Source organism: Thermodesulfobacteriota bacterium, from assembly GCA_040755095.1.
GTDB lineage: Bacteria > Desulfobacterota > Desulfobulbia > Desulfobulbales > JBFMBH01 > JBFMBH01.
The window spans coordinates 1-20,069 of the sequence record JBFMBH010000075.1 but is presented as its reverse complement, the minus strand read 5'-3'; the positions used below and the strand labels follow the sequence as shown (position 1 = coordinate 20,069).

The following is a 20,069-nucleotide window of genomic DNA, read 5'->3' as shown; positions in this document are numbered from 1 at the left end:
GGCGGCGCCGGTGGCCAGGCCGGTCAGGACCACCGTCCGGCAGCCGGCCGGCAGGCCTCGACAAAGCTCGGCCACCAGCTCGGCATCCCGGGCTGCCAGCTTCAGACCAGTCCGGGCCGGCCGGCCGGCCGCCAGACGGGTCACCGCCCGGCGCGCCAGCTCCGGGTCATGGACGTGCTCCAGATCGAGAAGACCCAGACCGCCGGCGCGACTGGCGGCCAGGGCCACCCCGGGCTCAGCGGTGAAAGGCGGCGTGATAGCGACAAGCTCAAAAGGGCGCATGGTGGCGATGGAATCCTGGAAGAGGGTACGGGGCCAAGGAAGAAGGCGGGGGCGTCGGGAGCGCGCTGCCGGCCCAGGGATGACAGGGGCGTGCCATTCTCGTAGCGAGAAAAAAATCCTATCCGACCCCACAAGGGGTGTCAACCTGACCTTGCGCAGCAACCAGTTGATCCTTCTCCAAGAACGTGGCAGGATCATCCCCCAGTGATCCCCTTGCCAGCGCCCTGTTACGGCAACCTTGAGCCAGAGCATCATGCCGAAAGCCGACCGCCGTCTCATCTTCATCGCCAGCTACGGCCGCAGCGGCAGCACCCTTCTGGACCGCCTCCTCGGCGGCAGCCCGGCCGCCGTCTCTGTGGGCGAGCTGTGTCACCTCTGGGGCCGGGCCGGCCTGCAGGACCAGCTGTGCGGCTGCGGCGCCCCTTTTTCCGCCTGCCCCTTCTGGTCGTCCGTGGTGACGGAGCTGTTTCCCGGGGATCGGCGGGCCGCCTTCCAGGAGGTGCTGGCCTGGCAGCGGGCGGTGAACCGGCAGGTGCACCTGGGGCCCCTGCTCGCCCCGGCCCTGCGGCCGAAGCCCTTTGCCCGAACCCTGGCGTCCTACCTGGAGATCCTCGATCGGCTGCTGGCAGCGATTGTCCGCCAGGCCGGCCGGCCGGTGGTGGTGGACTCCTCCAAGAACCCGATCCAGGCGGTGACCCTGCGCCAGGTGCCAGCCCTGCCGGTGCACCTCGTCCACCTGGTCCGGGACAGCCGGGCGGTGGCCTATTCCTGGCAGCGCCGGCGGCTGCGGCCGGAGATCCACTGGGAGAAGAGCTTCATGCCGGTGTGGGGGCCCCTGAAGTCCAGCCTCCAGTGGCTCTACGTCAACGCCATCTTCCTCCGCCTGGGCCCCCGGATGGCCAGCCGGCACCTGGTGCGCTACGAGGATCTGGCGGCCCGGCCCCAGGCCACCGTGGCCGGCCTGGCCCAGGCCCTCTCCATCCCGGAGCCGGTGGTCTTCACCGGGCCGGACCGCTGCCGCTTCGGGGTCGATCATACCGTGTCCGGCAATCCGGCCCGCTTCCAGCAAGGCGAGGTGGTCATCCGGCCGGACGAGGATTGGCGCACCGGGCTTGCCCCCCGGCACCGCCTCCTGGTCCTGCTCCTTACCTGGCCGTATCTGTTTCGCTTCGGCTATCTGGGCGGTCGCCAGGGATAGTCCGCCGCCCCAGACCTTTCTTGTGGTGAAATCCCCAGTCCCGCTGGGGTATACTTGGCCGTTTCTGGCGCTTCTTCTCTCCCCCCTTCCGAGGCCTTTGTCTCCATGACTGCCGCCGCCGACCCGACGCCGCCGCTTCTGGGAATCATCCTCGCGGCCGGCCGCGGGGTGCGGGCCTACCCTTCCACCCGCTACATGCCCAAGGTCCTGCTGCGGATCGCCGGCCAGCCCCTCATCGAGCGCAATCTCGCCATCCTCCGGGACCAGCTGGGGATCCGGGAGATCATCATCGTCATCGGCTACCTGGGCGAGCAGATCATCGACTATTTCAAGAAGCGGGACCCCGGGGTCCGGATCACCTTCGTGGTGCAGCGGGAGCAGCGGGGCATCGCCCACGCCCTGTTGCAGGTGGAAGGCATGATCGGCAGCCGGCCCTTCGTGGTCATGCTGGGGGACGAGCTGTATCTGGGCTCCAACCACGGCAAGCTGCGGCAGCTCCTGGCCAACGACTGTGCCGGAGTCCTCTTCTTCCGGCGGGAGCCGGACTTGCGGCGGGTGGCCCGCAACTTCGTGGCCCGTCTGGATGGCGACCGGGTGCTGGCCCTGGAGGAGAAGCCCCGGCAGCCGGAAACCGAGCTCATGGGCGTGGGCACCTATCTTCTCACCGAACGGGTCTTCCCCTATCTCAAGAGCGCCCAGCCGTCCAGCCTCAGGGGGGAGGTGGAGATCACGGACGCCCTGTCGGCCATGGCGGCCCGGGAGAAGGTGCTGGCCTGCATCCTTGATGGCGACTATCTGAACGTCACCACCATGGAGGACGTCAACTCCGCCAACTACGCCATCCGCGACCAGCAGTTCGCCTCCTACCGGATCAGTGTCGTGGTGCCGGCCTACAACGAGGCCGCCACCGTCGGCCAGGTGGTCCAGGAATTCCTGGCCCATCCGGAGGTGGACGAGGTGCTGGTGGTGGACAACAACTCCCGGGACGACACCGCGGCCCTGGCGGCGGCGGCCGGCGCCCGGGTGGTGCGCGAGCCCGGCCAGGGGTACGGTTGCGCCCTCAAGCGGGGCATGCTGGAGGCGAGCGGGGATCTTTTCATCCTCACCGAGGCGGACGGCTCCTTCCGGGCCCGGGATTTGAGCAAGCTTCTGGAGTACGCCAAGGATTGCGACATGGCCATCGGCACCCGCACCACCCGCCAGCTCATCGAGCAGGGTGCCAACATGGACGGCGTCACCCGCTGGGCCAACGTCTTTTTCGGCAAGCTCATCGAGGTGCTGTGGTGGGGCCAGGAACCCCGCTTCACCGATGTGGGCTGCACCTTCCGGGCGATCTGGCGCGACAGCTTCCTGGACATCCGGGATTTTCTCACCGCGCCGGGCCCCGAATTCGCCACCGAGATGATGATCGCCATGCTCCTCTACCGGAAGCGGATCATCGAGATCCCGGTGTCCTATTTTCCCCGGGCCGGCGGCAGCTCCAAGCACTCGGTGAGCCATTGGGCCAAGGCCAAGACCGCCCTGCGCATGCTGCGCACCACCCTGCGCCACCGCTTCGGCCCCCCGCCCGCCCGGGACTGACCACCCTTGTTCGAGGAGGAGGGAGAAAGGTGCGGATCGCCAATTGGGGCCTTTACCCCGTCGTGGACGCCACGGTCCGGTCCTTTACCGCCCAGGCGGACGCCCAGCGCCTCTTGGCCACCATGCCGCCGGCCATTCCCCGGGGCCTGGGCCGCTCGTACGGCGACTCCTCCCTGGCACCGGTAATCGTCGATGTCAGCCGGTTCCGGCGCCTTTCCGCCTTCGACCCGGCCACCGGGCTTCTGACCTGCGAGGCCGGGGTCAGCCTTGCCGAGATCCTGACCGCCTTCGTGCCCCGGGGCTGGTTTTTGCCGGTGACCCCGGGCACCCGCTTCGTGACCGTGGGCGGCGCCATCGCCTCGGACGTCCACGGCAAGAACCACCACCGGGCCGGCACCTTCAGCCAGCACGTCACCGAGCTTACGGTGCTGCTGGCCGACGGCCGGGTGGTCCGGACCTCGCGCAGCGCCAGCCCGGACCTCTTTGCCGCCTGCTGCGGCGGCATGGGGCTTTGCGGCCTCATCCTGACCGCCACCTTGCGCCTCGTGCCCATCGAGTCGGCCGCCATCCGCCAGACCACGGTGCGGGCGAAGGATCTGGCCGAGACCATGGCCTGCTTCGAGGAAACCGCTGCCGCCACCTATTCCGTGGCCTGGATCGATTGCCTGGCCCAGGGGAGTCGTCTCGGCCGCAGCGTCCTTTTTTTGGGCGAGCACGCCGCGGCCGGCGAGGCCGCCCGGCTGGGCTGGCCCCACCCCCTTCGGCCGCCAGCCAAGCGCCTGCTCACCGTGCCCTGCCATCTGCCGGCCGGTCTTTTGAACCGGCTCACCGTCCGGGCCTTCAACGAGGTCTACTACCGCCGGCAGCCCGCCGGCGCAAGCCAGCAGCTGGTGGACCTCATGACCTTCTTCTACCCCCTGGACGCGGTAGGCCACTGGAACCGCATCTACGGCCGGCGAGGCTTCTGCCAGTACCAGTTGGTCCTGCCCAAGGAAGCCGGTGCCCAGGGGCTGAAGGCCGTGCTGGCTGCGGTCAACCGGCAGGGGCGGGGCTCGTTTCTGGCCGTCTTGAAGCTCTTCGGCCCGGCCAACGGCCTGCCCTTGTCCTTCCCCAGGGAGGGGTATACCCTGGCCCTGGACTTCCCCATGAGCCCAGGCCTCCTGGCCTTTCTCGAGGACCTGGACCGCATCGTGCTGGAGCACGGCGGCCGGCTCTATCTCACCAAGGACGCCCGCATGTCCGCGGCCTTCTTCCGGGCCAGCTACCCGGGGGCAGAGGCCTTCATCGCGGCCAAGCGTCGCTTCGACCCCGACAACCGCTTCCGAAGCCTCCAGTCCCAGCGTCTGGCCATTGCCTGACCGGCCAGCCCGCGCCGCAACTGCCCAACGAAAGGAGAAATCGCATGGCTCATGTTCTCATCCTCGGCGCCGGATCCGACATCGCCCGCGCCCTGGCCGCCCGCCTGGCGGCCGTGGGCTATCATCTCTACCTGGCCGGCCGCAACCCGGCGGAGCTGGAAAAGGACGCCCAGGACCTGCGCCTCCGGTACGGCATCGACGCCCAGGCCAAGGCCTTCGACGCCCTGGCCATGGACAGCCACCCGGCCTTCTGGCAGGATCTGGAGCCGAAGCCCTATGGGGTGGTCTCGGCGGTGGGCCTTCACGCCCCCCAAGAGGAGGCGGAGCACGACTGGGCGCTCTGCCGCTCCCTCCTGGACACCAACCTCACCGGCCTGGTGTCGATTTTGAACCTCGCCGCCGACCACCTGGAGGCCCAGGGCCGCGGCTTTGTCATCGGTCTCGGCTCGGTGGCTGGCGACCGGGGACGCCGCAGCAACTATCTCTACGGCGCCGCCAAGGCCGGCTTTGCCACCTATCTTTCCGGCCTCCGGGCCCGGCTCTCCCGGGTCGGGGTGCTGGTGATCACGGTCAAGCCCGGCTACGTGCGTACGAAGATGACCGCGGGCCTGGCGCTGCCAGAGGCCCTGGTGGCGACCCCCGAGCAGGCGGCCGCCGACATCTTCCATGCCTTCAAGGAGGGCAAGTCCGAGGTCTACACCCGCTGGTTCTGGCGGTACATCATGCTGGGGATCCGATTGATCCCGGAATGCATCTTCAAGAAGCTCGATATCTGATGGCTGCCATAGCCACGCGGCGTTGCCGGAGGGTGAGCCCATGAATCGCGGGCACGGATTCCAGGGCATGCGCTGGCACAAGTGCGATCTCCATCTGCACACCCCAGCGGACAGGAAGCATTGGCGTGGCCAGCCCCTGGGCACGAACCTGGCCGAAACAGCGGAGGCCTACATCCGGCAGTGCTACGAAGCCCGGCTGGAGGTGATTGCCATCACCGACCACAACTTTGCCGCCAAGGCCTTTCTGCCCCACCTCCAGAGGGCCGCCGAATCCCTGGCGCCACAATATGATGACCGCAGGATCACCCTGTTCCCGGGCTTCGAGATCACGGCCAATGTCGGCAAGGGCATGCACGTGCTGGCCCTCTTCGAACCTGGTACCGATCTCGAGAAGATCGACCACACCCTCACCCTCTGCGGGGTGCCCATGCCCCGGAGCAAGGGTGACGGCAGTCATGAGCCATCCACCGAAGGCCTTGCCCACATCATCAAGACCGTCCAAACGAAGGATGCGCAAGGTAGGCTCGAAGGGGTGGTCATCTGCCCCCATCCCCACGAGACCGGCATCTTCGACAACGAACGAATCTCGGAGTGGCTGCAACAGGAAGAATGGAAGCACCCCGACCTCCTGGCGATCGAGGTGCCCAAGCCCCTCGGCCAGCTGAGCCAAGGCTGGCAGCGCCTGTTCGGCAATGGCGACGGCTGTCAGCCGGAATGGCAACGCCGGCGGCCCATGGCAGCGGTGATGTCCTCGGATGCCAAGGCCCTGACCGCAGACGAGGATCCAGTCAACTTCATCGGCCGGCGATCCTGTTGGATCCGCATGTCCGCCCCCTCCCTGGAGGCCCTGCGCCAGGCCTTTCTGGACCCGGAATCCCGGATCTGTCTGGAGCCGGAGCCACCGCGAGTGACCCACACCCACCTGGCGAGCATCCAGGTCCAGGGCACGGCATTTCTCAAGGACCAGGAGCTGGCACTCTCGCCCCATCTCAACTGCCTGATCGGTGGCCGCGGCAGCGGCAAGTCCATGCTCCTGGAAAGCATGCGCCTCGGCCTGCGGGCGGATATGGCGGTGCGGAATCTTTCGGACACGGAGCACGTGGCGGCCAAGCAGATCCGAAGATTGCGGGGCACCTTCGGCGCCGGCACCCGGGTAGCCCTTCGGGTCGTTCACGATGACCTGGAGGACATCTTCCTGGTGGACGGATCCGGGCAGCCTGCTCGGATCGAAGGTCGCGACCTGGCAGACCCGCCCACCGTCTTCCGCCGGCTGGGGGCACTGGTGTTCAGCCAGGAGGAGATTTCCCAGCTCGCCGACCGGCAACGCTCACTCCTCGATTTCGTCGATGGCCTGGCCGGGGAGACTTTGGAGCCAGTCCGTGCGAAGGCCCGGCAACTTGTCGACCGCCTGCGCGCCTCCCAGCTCGGCCAGGCCACCATCCGGCGTCTGGAAGGAGAGCTCTTGGTCCTTGCCCAGGAAGCCGAAGAGCTGAGCCGGCAGCTGGCTGCCAAGGCCCATGTGCAGGATGATCTGCGGGCTCATCGTGCGGCCCAGGACGCCCGTCGCTATCTGACCGGGGTCCAGGCCAAAGCCGGCGAGACCAGGGAGCGCCTGACCACCCTGGCCGCAGAGCTGGAGGGTGAGCCACCGCCTCTGGGCAGCCGAGTGGCACAGTTCCCGATACCGGACTATTTCCGGCAGGCCGAAGGGACCATCGCCGCAGCGTACCAGGGGCTGGCGGCCGCCCTGACCACCGCCACCACGGCCTTTGCCACCAGGATCGAGGCGGCCACTTCGGCCCACTCCCGGATGGGCGCGGTGCAGCAGGCCATTGACCAGGCGGCAGCGGCATTTCATGCTGCCTGTGGTGCCAAAGGACTGTCGCCGGAGGAGGCAGAGCGACTGCGGGAGACCGAGCAGTCCTACCGGCAGAAACAGGCCGCCCGCGAGGCCAAACAGAGCGAGCGAGATCAAGCCTTGCGGTCGCAGCCGGACAGCCGCCAGCTTCTCAGGGAGCTTGCCGCCTGTTGGCGGCACGAGACCCGGATACGCCAGCAGCTCCTTGACGACATCACACGCAGCGAGGCCATGCCCAGGACCAGGGATGGTGCGGCGACGGTCAAGACCCGTCTCGTGTTTGCCGGCGACCGGGAGGGCTTTCTGAAGGCCTGGGGGGGCTTGGCTCCGGACCGTCGCACCGCTGCCGGCCGTTCGTGGGACCGCTACGTCCGGGACAGTAGGGGGGGGAACCTCGGTGATCAGTTGTTTGACGTCTTGCAACAATCGCTCCCCGATGGGGGCAACGGTGTCCAGGCGGGCAATCCTGTCCAATGGCTGGAAGCGAACTGGGACAACGAGGCAGCTTGGCCGGACCTGGCCAGAGAGTACCGGAAGGAAATCGCCCGGATCCGTGATGAACAGCCGGAGCGATGGCTGGACCAGCTCGTGACTCGGGTGCCGGATGCTGCAGATCTTGAGCTTCTCCGCCATGATGGCACCGTGGCCGGGTCATTCGGCAACGGGGATCTTTCCGACGGCCAGAAGAACACTGCCATCCTTGCCCTGCTGCTGGCCTGCGGCCAGGGCCCGGTACTCCTCGACCAGCCGGAGGACGAGTTGGACAGTGCCTTTCTCTTCCACGAACTGGTGCCCATGCTGCGGAAGGCCAAGCGCAGCCGACAGCTCATCGTGGTCACCCACAACGCCAACATCCCGGTCAATGCCGACGCCGAGCTTGTGTATGCCCTGGCCGCAATCGAAGGCCGGGGCACCTGTCTGACCCAGGGGGGGCTGGATCGGCCCGAGGTCGCGCAAGTGGTTCTTGAGATCATGGAGGGATCCCGGGAAGCCTTCCAGCGACGCAAGGACAAGTATCATTTCTGAGATGCGAGCGACCCATGGAATCTGATGTGACGACCCTGCTACGGGAAATTCAGGCCGGCGAAGATACCTTCCTGGAGCTCAAGGAAGTGGTGTTCCGGGGGAATCAGCTCTTGCTGGGTGAGACGGGGCGGGCTCCGGCGGAAATCGCCGAGGTGTTGTGCTCCATGGCCAATACCGAAGGGGGGACGATCCTTTTCGGGGTGCGCAAGGACGGCATGGTCGTCGGTATCCCTCCGGAGAAGCGGGATCTCCTGGAGCAGTTGGTGGTCAATGTCGGGCTGAACAACTGCCGTCCCATGATCGAGCCGGCCCTCGACTGGCTGCACCTGCCTGATGCCCAGGAAGCCCCCAGGCTCTGCCTCAAGGTGACGATCCACAAATCGCGGTACTACGTGCACCAGACCACCGACGGCCGCTTCCTGAAACGGGTCGGCAGCCACCGCCATCCCATTCCGGCGGAGCAACTGGGGCGACTGCTGGCGACCCGAAGCCTCCTCATCCCCTTCGAGGAGCGACCGGCCCTGGGCACCGATCTGGCGCTCTTGGATCGGGCCCGAATCGAGGCCTATTACCAGCGCCGCTTCCGCCGAAGCCTGGCCGCCGACGGCGGCACCCTGGAGCGCTTTCTCCTTAACCTCAAGCTGGCCGTGGCCCTGGATGACAAGGTGGTGCCCACCATTCTCGGCGTCATCCTCTTCGCGGAGCGACCGGAGCACGCCGTGGACGGGGCCGTGATCGACATTGCGGCCTACGATCACGAACCGGCGGACGGCCAAACCGTGGACACCAGGCGGATCACCGGTCCAGTGCCCGAGCAGATCGTACAGGTGCTCCGCTACTTCCAGACCTCGCCCTTACTGGCCACGGTGGCGCGGAAAGAGGCCATGGGCCGTCGCGATCGGCCAGCCTACGTGGACACCGCCCTCCAAGAGGCGGTGGTCAACGCCGTGGTCCACCGGGACTATGAGCTTTCCGGGTCGCAAATCATCATCCGCATCTTCCCCGGTCGCATCGAGATCCAGAATCCGGGTGGTCTTCACAACACCCTGACCGAAGAAGCCCTGTACGCCGGCTGCCAGCCGATTCGGCGCAACCAGTTCCTGGCCGGCTTTATGAGGGATTTCCCCAGCCCGCTTACCGGCACCAGCTTCATGGAGGCCCGGGGGGAAGGCTTTCTCAATCTGGTCCGGGCCAGCGAGGAGCTGTCCGCCCGCCGGCCCTTGATCGAGCGGCTCGGGTCCGTGGCTGTTCGCCTGACCATCTTCGCGGCCTCACACGCCACTGCCTCCCAGAGCGGCCGATGAGTCGACAGGAGCAGACCTCCCCCCCCGCTCGGCGCCGGGTCCTGGTCATGGGCCTGGATGGCGCCACCTTCGATCTCATGGGCCCGTGGATGGCCGAAGGGAGGCTGCCCAACCTGGCCCGGCTGGCGGCCTATGGCGCCCACGGCCCCCTGGATCCGGCCCCCAACCTGCGCTCCGCCGCCTCCTGGACCTCCTTTGCCACCGGTGCCAACCCGGGCCGGCACGGCATCTACGAGTTCTATGACTTCGAGCCGCAAAGCTACGGCATCCGCTTCGTGAACGGCGGCGAGCGGGCGGTGCCGGCCCTGTGGCAGCTGGCGGACGCCGCCGGCCTGGCCACGGTGAGCGTCAACGTGCCCATGAGCTACCCGGCCGAGGCCCTGGCCCATGGCATCCTCCTGGCCGGCCTCGACGCCCCGGGCACCGCCAGCCCGGGCTTCTGCCATCCGGCCGGCATCCTGGCCGAGCTGGAAGACCGCTTCGGCCGCTACATCATCGAGCCGGGGCTTACCGGCTGCATCGTCGATGGCCGCCTGGACGAGGCGGTCGCCCTGCTCTTTGCCGAGATCGAGCAGAAGCGGCAGGTGGCCCTGGCCCTGTTGCAGGAGAAGCCCTGGGATCTGGGCATCATTGTCTTCCGCAGCCTGGATGCGGCCCAGCACTGCTTCTGGAAGCACCTGGATCCCGGGCACCCGGCCCACGATCCAGGCCTGGCGGCCCGCTACGGGTCGGTGATCCCCCGGGTCTACCAGACCCTGGATGCCATCGCCGGCGAGCTTTGCGGCCTCCTGGGACCGGAAGACGTCTTTGTCATCCTCTCCGACCACGGCGCCGGCCCCAAGCACCCGGCTGCCAACCAGCTCAACGCCTGGCTGGCAGCCCACGGCTACCTCGCCTACCAGGAGCGCCGGCCCGGCCTGGGGCCCGCGGTCACCACCGCCCTCCAGGCGGCCTACCGGCTGGTGGCCGCCAAGCTGCCCCGCCGGGGCAAGGAGGCCATCGCCCGCCTCCTGCCGGGCCTGCGCAACCGGGTGCAAAGCCGGCTCTGCTTCACCGGCATCGACTGGTCCCGCACCCGGGCCTATTCGGATACCCTGTTCGCCAACATCCGCCTGAACCTGGCCGGCCGGGAAGGCCAGGGCATCGTCTCCCCCGGCGCCGAGGCGGCCGCCCTCCTGGCCGAGCTCAAGGCCGCCCTCCTGGACTGCCGGGATGCGGCCAGCGGCGAGCGGATCGTCGAGGCGGTGCTGCTCCGGGACGAGATCTACCACGGCGCCCATGCCGGCCGGGCCCCGGACCTCACCATCCGCTGGCGGGAGGATGGGCGGATCAGCGGCCTGGCCCTTCCCGGCGGCCCGGCAGACCAGGATCCCGCCGCCTACCCCCTGATCCCGGCGGAGGACGCCCGGGTCATCTCCGGTGACCACCGCCGCTTCGGGGTCTTCTTCGCCGCCGGCCACGGCATCCGGCCGGACTTCCGCCTGGCGGATGCCCGGATCATCGATGTGGCGCCCACCATCCTGGCCCTCCTCGGGCTGCCCATTCCTGACCACATGGACGGCCGAGTGCTCGCCGAGCTGCTGGCCGAGCCGGTGGCCTCCGGGGCGGCGGGGGGGGGAAAACCACCGGCACCGCCAGCCCCGGCCGCCGGCCAACCGGCCCGGACATACACCGGGGCGGAACGGGAGGCCATCGCCCAGCGGATGCGGGACCTGGGCTATCTGGAATAGGAGGACGAGGAGGGATATGCCTGACGAGAAGCCTGGCTACCAGGCGATCAATGCCTGCCGCATCTGCCGCTCCAGGCGGGTCGGCAACCGCTTCCGGCTGCCGGCCTTCACGGTCCGGCACTGCCGGGACTGCGGCGTGGTCTTCCTGTCACCGATGCCGACGCCGGAAACCCTGGCCGGCCTCTATGCCGCCGACTACTACCAGGAACGGCAGGAGTACTTCTTCGGCAACATCGTCGCCGACCAGGATCACGGCAAGGAGGACGCCAACATCCAGGCCTTCCGCCAGGGCCTGGCCCGGCTCGCCGGGCACCAGCCCCGGCGGGGCCGGCTGCTCGATATCGGCTGCGGCCCGGGCATCTTTCTGGCCATGGCCCGGGAGGCGGGCTGGCAGGTGCAGGGGGTGGATGTCTCCGCCTTTGCCGCCCGCTACGCCCGGGAGCGGTTTGGCATTCCGGTCAGGGTGGGCGCGGATCTCACCACGGTGGCCCTGCCGGCCGGCAGCTTTGCCGCCATCACCCTCTGGGATGCCCTGGAGCACTTCCTGGATCCCCTGACCCAGCTGCGGGCAGCCGCCAATCTCCTGGCCGAGGGCGGCATCCTCATGCTGGACGTGCCCAACGAGGCCTCCCTCCTCCGGATTCTGGCCCGGGGCTTCTACCTCGCCTCCGGCGGCCTTTTCACCTACCCGGTCCGGAAGCTCTACCACGGCTTCCATGTCCACTACTTCGACGCCCGGGCCCTGACCGGTCTCCTGGAACGGGCCAGCCTCGAGCTGGTTGCCTTGCACAGAAAGCCGATCCCGGTGGTCAAGGCCCGGGGTAAGCCGGTGGAAAAGCTCATCGTCCGCCTCCTCTCCGGCCTGGAGCAGCTCCTGGGCATGGAGTACGAGCTCATCGCCCTCGCCCGCCGCCGGGGGCCGGCCGCCTGATGGACCGTGGCAGGGACGTGGAATCCGCGCCCTGGCTTGAGGTGTTCGGGGGAGATCGGATCAATGGTCACCACCGGCGGCTGGAAAAAAAATCGCGACCAGAAAGGCAAAGGGAGGCCCATGATGCTGAAGAGGCTCTATGCGAACAACTATCGATGCCTGGTCAATTTCGAAATGCATTTCGATGAGCTGACCCTGCTGCTCGGGCCGAATGGAGGCGGGAAATCCACCATTTTCGATCTGCTCTTCAACATCCGCCATCTGATCGTGGACAACGCCAAGATCAGCGAAGTGTTCCCGCCGGAGGATCTCGCCGCCTGGGTCAAGCAGACGGAACAGTCCTTCGAAGTCGATGTGGAGAGCGAGGAAGGTCTTTTCTCCTACAGGCTGGTCATCTCCCACAATCCCGACCTCAAGAAACAGCGGGTCGAGCTCGAACGGCTGTTGTTTGAAGGCAAGCCCCTGTTTGAGTTCAGGCATGGCGAGGTAAGCCTTTACCACGACGATCACGAACCCGGCCCAAAGTATTCCTTTGATTGGTCCGTGTCGGCGTTGGCTACGATTGTTTCGCGGCCCGACAACAGGAAGTTGACCTGGTTCAAAAAATGGCTCGAGATGCTGTTTGTCGTCAGCCTCCAGCCGAAGGCCATGACCTCCGAAGCTGAAGAGGAGTCCGACTGGCTCAACCGGGACGGCACCAACTTCGCTTCCTGGTACCGGTGCATCTCCCAGGAGCACCAGGACAAGATCTTCCAATTGACCGAAAAGCTGCGGGAGGCCATCCCCGGTTTTCATGTCTTCAAACTGGAGCAGGCAGGGAAGTACCGAATCCTGAAGGTCGGATTTGCCAGCGAAGAGCAGAAGGCCTCTCCGGTCTTCTTCGATTTTGAGCAACTTTCCGATGGGCAACGGGTCCTTGTTGTTCTCTATGCGCTGCTGCTCGGCTTGAAAGACCTCGGACACACCGTCTTCCTCGACGAGCCGGAAAACTACATTGCCTTGCCCGAAATCCAGCCTTGGCTCATGGAGCTGAATACTGCCTGTGGCGAAGGGTTCCCTCAGGCCGTGATCATCAGCCATCATCCCGAACTGATCGACTATCTCGGCCCGGAATGCGGCAAATGGCTCGAGCGGGACCCGCTTGGGCCAACACGCGTGAAGAAGCTCCCCCAGCGAATTGATGACGGCCTCAAGCTTTCTGATCAGAAAAGAACGTCTCTGTCAGCCGGCAGTCAGTCATCTGGTGCGACTATGCCAATCAGGCGGCCTGACCGCAGATGCGCCACCGTCGTTGCAGATGGCCTGCCAGGAGTACCAGACCAGAATCAGACGCTTGCGATAGGTATCGAGGACCATGCGACCCTGTGTGTCCCTCATGCCTGACATGGCGTTCTCCGGCCTGGAGCAGCTCCTGGGCATGGAGTACGAGCTCATCGCCCTCGCCCGCCGCCGGGGGCCGGCCGCCTGACCATACCGCCACCGTACTCGTGTCCCCAGGAGGGGTGTCATGGCCAGCATCGAAGGCTTCAGGATCACGAACTTCCGGACCTTGCGGCAGGTGTCCCTGGGCAAGCTCTGGGACCTGCAGGGCACGGCACCCTTGACGCCCATGACGGCCGTCATTGGCAAAAACGGCGTCGGCAAGAGCGCCCTTTTCGATGCCTTCGGCTTCTTGTCGGATTGCCTGAAGAGCGGGGTCGAGGAGGCCTGCGATGCCCGCGGCCGGGGGGGCTTCGAGCGGATCCGCTCCCAGGGGCAGACCGGACCGATTGCCTTCGAGGTGTATTACAAAGAGGAGCGGGGCGCCCGGCCCATCACCTACGAGCTGGCCATCGGCCTGGACGCCTCCGGGCGACCCTATGTCATGAAGGAACGGCTCCGGCAAAGACGCCGGGGACAGAAGCATGGCCGGCCCTTCTCCTTCCTGATCCTCGATGAAGGCAAAGGCATCGCTTGGAAAGGGGAGCAAGGCGGACGGCAGATTGACGACACGGCCCTGGACCTGCCAGGGCTGATGAAGACCGTGCGCGAGGGTGTGGATGAAGAGGAGAGCCGGGAAACCGAGGTCGTCGAGCTGGAAGATCGACGCCGGCTTGGTATTGCCACCCTGGGCTCGCTCAAGCAACATCCGCGCATAGCCGCCTTCCGGCGCTTCCTGGAAGGCTGGTACCTGAGCTACTTCACCCCGGATGCTGCCCGCAGCCTGCCTCTGGCCGGGCCGCAAAGGCACCTCAACATCCACGGCGACAACCTGGGCAACGTGGTGCAGTTCATGGAGCGGGAGCATCCCAAGAGGTTCCAGGCCATCCTGGACAGGATCGCCGCCAAGATCCCTGGCATCAGCCGGATCGATACAGCGAAATCCCCGGACGGCAGACTGCTCCTGTGCTTCAACGATCGCGGCTTCAAGGACCCGTTCTTCGCGCAGCAGATGTCGGACGGCACCTTGAAGGTATTCGCCTACCTGCTCATGCTGGAAGACCCGGCCCCACCACCTCTCCTGTGCATCGAGGAGCCGGAAAACGGCCTCTATCACAAGCTCCTGGAGACCCTCGCCCGGGAGTTCCGCCAGCATGCCACCGGCCGCAAGGGCGGTTCCCAGGTCTTCGTCACCACCCACCAGCCCTACTTTGTCGACGCCCTGGAGCCGGAGGAGGTCTGGGTGCTGGAAAAAGGGGCGGACGGCTTCTCGACAGCGCGGCGTGCCAGTGGCGATCCGGTGATCAAGAGCATGGTGGCCCAGGGTCTGCCCCTGGGCAGCCTCTGGTACAGCGACTATCTGGATGCGAGGTAGCCCGGTGCACTTCGAGATTCTCGTCGAGGACCTGTCTGGCAAGAAGCTGCTGGAGGCCGTCGTGCCCAGGATCCTCGGCCCCACCCACACCTGCCGGGTCATCTCTTACAAAGGCCTTGGGCGTATCCCTCCGGACATGGGTCGGGAGGCCGACCCGTGTCGTCGTATCCTCCTGGCCCGCCTGCCCCAATTGCTCGCCGGCTATGGCAGAGCATTTGCCAGCTACCATCGGAACAGTCCGGCTGCCGTCATCGTTGTCTGTGACCTGGACGACAAGTGCCTGAAAGCATTCCGCCAGGAGCTGCTGCGGATCCGGAGCACCTGCTACCCGCAGCCGACCACGCGGTTCTGCGTGGCCATTGAGGAGGGCGAGGCGTGGCTCCTGGGGGACCTGCCAGCCGTCAAGGCCGCCTATCCCCGGGCCAAAGACGCGGTCCTCAACACATACCAGCCTGACAGCATCTGCGGCACCTGGGAGAAACTGGCGGATGCCGTCTTTCCCGGCGGGGCGCGGCAGCTGGCCGCCCAGGGCTGGCAGACGGTGGGGGCCGAGAAGTCGCGCTGGGCGGAAGCCATCGCCCCACGGATGGATGTGGAATCAAATGCCTCGCCCAGCTTTCGGTACTTTCGGGCCAAGCTCCGGGAGCTGGCCGGCATGCCAGGCCCTCCGGCCGGTGGTCCGGACGCCGGCACGGGATGATGTCGACGCCCTACCAGGCCAAATACTGGGCCTACCCCCTCCAGCTCAAGGGCCATGCCGGGAGCATAGACGCCCTTTCCCGCTCCATCGCCAATGCCCGGGTCGCACGGGTCCCTGCATGGAGCAAAGGGCGATAGCGGCCGAAGCGCATGACCACGTTGTGCAAGAGCGAAGCAGGTTCTCAATTTGAAATCGATCTGCAGAGCCGGATTGCGTGGCTAAGCCATCCCCGCGTGAAAGAACTGGGTGCAGTGCTGGAGGCGTCACGTCTATGAACTGGTCTTGTCCCAACTGTGGGCGTGATCATCCTGTGATATCCGAGATGCGTATTACTAGATGCCGCTGCGGGTTTGAGCACACGTCCAGACTAAGACAGCTGGCCACTGCGATTAGGGCATTCTCGACGCGTGTTCGACGGGATACAGGCTCGACAATGCCGCTGACCGCTGATTTAGGGATTGGCAACCCAATGCCGCGAGGATAATCGTCAGGGGGATGCTGATAATCAGAAGCGAAAACCGGAAGCGGCGGGAAATCTTCGGCGCCCAGGATGCCATCGACGGCCAACGGGCAGCGCTCATCGCCGGCATCGAGCGGCAGATCCGGGCCTCTCCAGCGATGGAATCCCTGTTCTCGGTCCGTTGGACATTGGTATGATGGCTGCCGCGACCGGTGTGGTTTAGCGGCAGGGAAGGGGAATCGCAATGCGCTTTGAGATCTACTGCGACGAAAGCCAGCCCGACGTATTCTGGTCACGGTCACCGAAGCGGGCGCGCTTCCTGATGATCGGAAGTCTCTGGCTTCCGGCCGACTTGCGCGCCGAGGTGAAGGATGCCATCAACTCCTTGAAGACGGAGTATGGGTTCGCCCGCGAGATCAAGTGGCATCACGTCAGCAGCGGCCACCAGGAGTTTTACAGGGGCTTGGTCGATCTTTTTCTCCGATTCGACAGTTCCCTTCGATTTCGTTGCATCGCCGTGGAGGGGGACAAGGTCGATATGGCCCGATACCACGAGAGCGATGCGGAGCTGGGCTTCTACAAGTTCTACTACCACCTGTTGAAGAACTGGATTGAGGATTTCAGCGAATACCGGGTCTTCTGTGACGAAAAGACCAACCGAGCAGGTGGCCGGCTCCGGACCCTTCGGCGTTGCCTGGCCTGCGCCAATCTCTCGTCCAACGTTGAATTCGTGCAGGCGTTGCCATCCCACGATGTCGTCCTTCTGCAGATGGTGGATTTCCTCCTCGGCATGGCCTCCGCGCGGCTGAACGACGCCGTGCAGGCGGGCGGGGCCAAGGACAAGGTCGCCCGCCATCTCGAAAAGGCCCTGGGGATGCGCCTGGCCCACACACCGAGGAACGAGCGGAAGTTCAATATCTTTCAGATCCGGCTCAACGGGGGATGGTGACGTGCCCCGCCCTCCCCTGCGGCGCCATCTGTCCGTGGACGAGTATCGGGCACACTTCGAGCGGGTCTACTGCCGAGCGCCGATCGTGACCTTCGATGGGATCCCGGTGCGATTCCGGAAGTCGGACTTTGATCACTGCATGCAGAAAACAGCGCGGGGTGGAAGCGGAGAAAAGATCGGTTGGGCCACGGACAGGTTGGAGCGTATCGACTGGATCAAGGCGACGCTGGAGCACGCCCATGCCGAGCTCTATTTCGGGTGGGACAACAAGCGACGGGTGACGGCTCGAAGCCGGCGAGTTGCTGTAGTGTTCGGCCGTTACGTGGTGGTGGTCGCGATCCTCTGGCGATCGCAGGACATGGAAGGCCGATTCATTACCGCCTATCCTGCCGACGAGAGTGGCATCGCCAGGATTCGGACGATGCCGCAGTGGAGGCGATAAAAGAAAATCGCCGCTGATTTGCCAGGCTGGCTCAGCGGCGGAGGCCTTTGCGGGTCCCCTGCATGGAGCAAAGGACAATAGCACCGAAGCGCTGATTCAAACATATTCAAGCATGGCCAGGCTTGTCAACGAAAACGATCGGCGGCCGATGAATTGGTGGCGAGCGAGCTCACCTGGACCGGCAAGGGAACCGGCCCCGCCTGGAGCCGCGCATCCTCCTGGAGGATCCGGCGCTTTCCTATCATGCCCGCGAACGGGTGACCGGCCACGACATCTTCGACAACATCCTGATCCAGGGGGACAGTCTGTTGGCGTTGAAGGCTCTGGAGCAGGAGCTCGCCGCGTCAAGTGTATCTACGTGGATCCGCCCAGCTTCCGCCACCTTCGGGCCAAGCTTCGGGAGCTGGCGGGGTCAGGCGCGCCGATCGGCGGCCCGGACGCCGGCACGGGATGATGTCCACGCCCTACCAGGCCAAATACAGGGCCTGTGCCCTCACGCTGAAGGGGGCAGCTCGCCTGAATCCACTGGCGGACGTTGTGCCGCCGTGGCGGTGATCGGGAACGCGAACATCGCTGCTTATCGCATGTCCGCTGGGACCGGCCCTTCCTTGACTTGCCCTCCCGCGTATTGTATGTCAATACCGTTTTGGGCTGATCAATCCGGTTGAAAACGATTCAAGACCATCCTGGCCGTGAATGTTCGGCTCTATCCCTGCTGGAGTCGCCGGCAACTACCCGGAGTGGAAGAGATGGAAGACAGGTGGCTCTCGGTTGACGAGATTGGGGCCTATCTCGGCGTCAAGCGGGATACGGTCTACCGGTGGATCAGCGAAAAAGCGCTGCCGGCGCACAAGGTGGGCCGGCTGTGGAAGTTCAAGAGGGACCAAGTGGACGACTGGGTCCGCCAGGGCGGCACCAGCGAAGCCGGCGGAGAGCATGACTGAATCGCAGAGAAAGGGCCTGGTGCGCCTGGGGTTCACTTTCGGCAAGGGCGGGACACACGTTGCCAGGACCATGATGCTTGAGGAGCTTGCCGCCTTGCTGGCCCATGGAAATCCGGAGACCGTGACGTCTGACGCCTACACTTCGGCCATTGCAGTGGACAATTGCCTCGGCAAGCCGTCCGGCAGGGCCAGACAACTGACCAGACGGCATCTCGTTTCCCTCTACGCGCTCGATCCAGACGTTCTTCTCTTCCGGGCACTGCGCTTCTTCTGGCAACGGGACGAGACGGGGCAGCCTCTTCTGGCCCTGCTCTGCGCGTGCGCACGGGATGCCGTGCTGCGGGAAAGCGCCCCGTTCCTTCTCGATATACCTCTGGGGAAAACTATCACGCGAGTAGAGACGCAGGTCTTCGTCGAGAGGACCTTTCCGGAGCGCTTCAGCCCGGCAACCCTGAAGTCGGTGGCCCAGAACATCAACGGCACCTGGACCCGCTCCGGACACCTGAAGGGCAAGGTCAAGAAGGTCCGCGCCAGACCCCAGGTCACTGCCGGCGCCGCGGCTTATGCCCTGCTTCTGGCCTATTTGCGCGGCGGCCGGGGGATGAATCTTTTTGCCAGCGAGTACGTGAAGCTTCTGGACTGTGGCAGGCAGCGCGCCATCGAGCTGGCGGAGGAAGCCTCCAGGCGGGGCTGGCTGGTGTTCAAGAGCATCGGCGACGTCGTCGAGGTCCAGTTCCCGAGGCTTTTGCGCGCGGAAGAGAAGGAGTTGGTGCGTGAACAAGCTTAAGCGCCTGCTGCGATCCTATTCCCAGTACATCGCCATCCCCTGGCGGGCTGATGCCGCCGCGGCACAGCGGGTGGTGTTCTGTGTTTACGACGAAACGGACGAGCTGCTCCTGCGCGCGCGGGTTGACGAGTTCGAGCTCGCCAGCCGGCAGGCCGGGCACGACTGGGCCTGTTTCGATCTGACCAACGTGTTTCCCGATTGGATGCAGGGCGAGGAGTACGTCCAATCCTATTTCAAGGAGCCTGAGCTGCTTGGGGACCTGCTCCCCGACGAACTGCTCGACTTCATCGAAAGAATTTTTGATTTCTGGACGACGCAGGTCCCGTTGACTGAAAAGACGGTGGTCGCCCTGACCGGGGTCGGCTCCCTGTTCGGCTTTGTGAAGGTCAAGGACTGCATCGACCGCCTCGCCCCTCGGGTGGCGGGGCGGCTGGTGGTGTTCTTCCCGGGGAGCTTCGAGAGCAACAACTATCGTCTGCTGGATGGCTATGATGGCTGGAACTACCTCGCCGTGCCGATAACGGCCGACAGGTCCGTTGAGCACTGAGGAAGGGAGCGGAGGATGCTCAATCAGGAGATTTACCAGCGGGATCCCGCAACCCGCAGGCTGGTCAACGAAGGGGTCGCCAGTGTCAATGACCTGAAGGAAGAGGTCCTGCGCTACGAGCTGGAGACCTTTGTCTGTGACGGTCAGTATCAAAAGGGCTATGAATCCAAATGTCAGTTGGGTTCTGTAATATCAAGGGGTTACGGTGCGGCCATGTGCCATACCTGCTCAAGAATCTTGCAGGTCGTTCCATGAACGGCAGGTTCCGTCCCAATGCATTCTTGGTATAACATCCCAAAATCAAAGGAAATCTTCCCCGAGGGGGTAGTTCCTGTGCCACCGCCGAAGGGGTTGTCAGGTGGCCGATTTCCCGATAAGGTAATGCATTCAACCGGGGTTGCT

General features: G+C 65.4%; 19 protein-coding genes and 1 pseudogene. 19 read left to right on the top strand and 1 reads right to left on the bottom strand.

Annotation, left to right across the window (positions count from 1 at the left end; all coding sequences use genetic code 11):
- A partial coding sequence (locus AB1634_11965; protein MEW6220232.1) for a hypothetical protein occupies window positions 1-282 on the bottom strand: 282 nt, incomplete at its 3' end.
- A 253-nt stretch (window positions 283-535) separates the two neighbouring features.
- On the opposite strand from AB1634_11965, the gene AB1634_11960 reads away from it, so the two are divergent.
- The 19 genes and pseudogenes from AB1634_11960 (at window position 536) to AB1634_11870 (ending at window position 19,922) form a co-directional block, all read left to right on the top strand.
- On the top strand, window positions 536-1,480 hold the full coding sequence (locus AB1634_11960; GenBank protein ID MEW6220231.1) for a sulfotransferase: 945 nt from the start codon (window positions 536-538) through the stop codon (window positions 1,478-1,480).
- A 105-nt stretch (window positions 1,481-1,585) separates the two neighbouring features.
- Window positions 1,586-3,061 carry a sugar phosphate nucleotidyltransferase gene (locus AB1634_11955; protein MEW6220230.1) on the top strand — a complete coding sequence of 492 codons (1,476 nt, stop codon included), beginning with the start codon at window positions 1,586-1,588 and terminating at the stop codon, window positions 3,059-3,061.
- Window positions 3,062-3,090: 29 nt separating this feature from the next.
- Entirely contained in the window at window positions 3,091-4,419 is a 1,329-nt protein-coding gene (locus AB1634_11950) for an FAD-binding oxidoreductase (protein ID MEW6220229.1), read from the top strand.
- Between the two features lie 44 nt (window positions 4,420-4,463).
- Complete coding sequence (locus AB1634_11945; GenBank protein MEW6220228.1) at window positions 4,464-5,195, top strand: SDR family oxidoreductase; 732 nt, start codon at window positions 4,464-4,466, stop codon at window positions 5,193-5,195.
- 40 nt (window positions 5,196-5,235) lie between these two features.
- On the top strand, window positions 5,236-8,079 hold the full coding sequence (locus tag AB1634_11940) for a TrlF family AAA-like ATPase (protein MEW6220227.1): 2,844 nt from the start codon (window positions 5,236-5,238) through the stop codon (window positions 8,077-8,079).
- Between the two features lie 14 nt (window positions 8,080-8,093).
- Entirely contained in the window at window positions 8,094-9,383 is a 1,290-nt protein-coding gene (locus tag AB1634_11935; GenBank protein MEW6220226.1) for an RNA-binding domain-containing protein, read from the top strand.
- Window positions 9,380-11,113 carry an alkaline phosphatase family protein gene (locus tag AB1634_11930; GenBank protein MEW6220225.1) on the top strand — a complete coding sequence of 578 codons (1,734 nt, stop codon included), beginning with the start codon at window positions 9,380-9,382 and terminating at the stop codon, window positions 11,111-11,113. The genes AB1634_11935 and AB1634_11930 overlap by 4 nt, the downstream gene beginning before the upstream one ends.
- A gap of 16 nt (window positions 11,114-11,129) precedes the next feature.
- Entirely contained in the window at window positions 11,130-12,044 is a 915-nt protein-coding gene (locus tag AB1634_11925; GenBank protein ID MEW6220224.1) for a class I SAM-dependent methyltransferase, read from the top strand.
- A gap of 63 nt (window positions 12,045-12,107) precedes the next feature.
- On the top strand, window positions 12,108-13,427 hold the full coding sequence (locus tag AB1634_11920; protein ID MEW6220223.1) for an AAA family ATPase: 1,320 nt from the start codon (window positions 12,108-12,110) through the stop codon (window positions 13,425-13,427).
- A gap of 124 nt (window positions 13,428-13,551) precedes the next feature.
- Window positions 13,552-14,838, top strand: a complete 1,287-nt coding sequence (locus AB1634_11915; GenBank protein ID MEW6220222.1) for an AAA family ATPase — start codon at window positions 13,552-13,554, stop codon at window positions 14,836-14,838.
- 4 nt (window positions 14,839-14,842) lie between these two features.
- Window positions 14,843-15,538 (top strand): DUF4276 family protein, encoded by a 696-nt coding sequence (locus tag AB1634_11910; GenBank protein ID MEW6220221.1) that lies wholly within the window; start codon window positions 14,843-14,845, stop codon window positions 15,536-15,538.
- Window positions 15,539-16,033: 495 nt separating this feature from the next.
- A complete protein-coding gene (locus AB1634_11905; protein MEW6220220.1) occupies window positions 16,034-16,195 on the top strand; it encodes a hypothetical protein in 162 nt (53 codons plus the stop codon).
- Window positions 16,196-16,242: 47 nt separating this feature from the next.
- The gene (locus AB1634_11900; protein MEW6220219.1) at window positions 16,243-16,947 is read left to right on the top strand and encodes a DUF3800 domain-containing protein; all 705 of its coding nucleotides are present in this window, start codon (window positions 16,243-16,245) and stop codon (window positions 16,945-16,947) included.
- 34 nt (window positions 16,948-16,981) lie between these two features.
- On the top strand, window positions 16,982-17,389 hold the full coding sequence (locus AB1634_11895; GenBank protein ID MEW6220218.1) for a hypothetical protein: 408 nt from the start codon (window positions 16,982-16,984) through the stop codon (window positions 17,387-17,389).
- Window positions 17,390-17,542: 153 nt separating this feature from the next.
- Window positions 17,543-17,730: pseudogene (locus AB1634_11890) on the top strand (site-specific DNA-methyltransferase).
- A gap of 408 nt (window positions 17,731-18,138) precedes the next feature.
- Window positions 18,139-18,333: a helix-turn-helix domain-containing protein gene (locus AB1634_11885; protein MEW6220217.1), complete on the top strand. Its 195-nt coding sequence runs from the start codon at window positions 18,139-18,141 to the stop codon at window positions 18,331-18,333.
- Window positions 18,326-19,120 carry a hypothetical protein gene (locus AB1634_11880; protein ID MEW6220216.1) on the top strand — a complete coding sequence of 265 codons (795 nt, stop codon included), beginning with the start codon at window positions 18,326-18,328 and terminating at the stop codon, window positions 19,118-19,120. Before AB1634_11885 ends, AB1634_11880 begins: the two co-directional genes overlap by 8 nt.
- Entirely contained in the window at window positions 19,107-19,667 is a 561-nt protein-coding gene (locus AB1634_11875; GenBank protein MEW6220215.1) for a BREX protein BrxB domain-containing protein, read from the top strand. Before AB1634_11880 ends, AB1634_11875 begins: the two co-directional genes overlap by 14 nt.
- A gap of 15 nt (window positions 19,668-19,682) precedes the next feature.
- Complete coding sequence (locus AB1634_11870) at window positions 19,683-19,922, top strand: hypothetical protein (GenBank protein ID MEW6220214.1); 240 nt, start codon at window positions 19,683-19,685, stop codon at window positions 19,920-19,922.
- The last annotated feature ends 147 nt before the right edge of the window (window positions 19,923-20,069 follow it).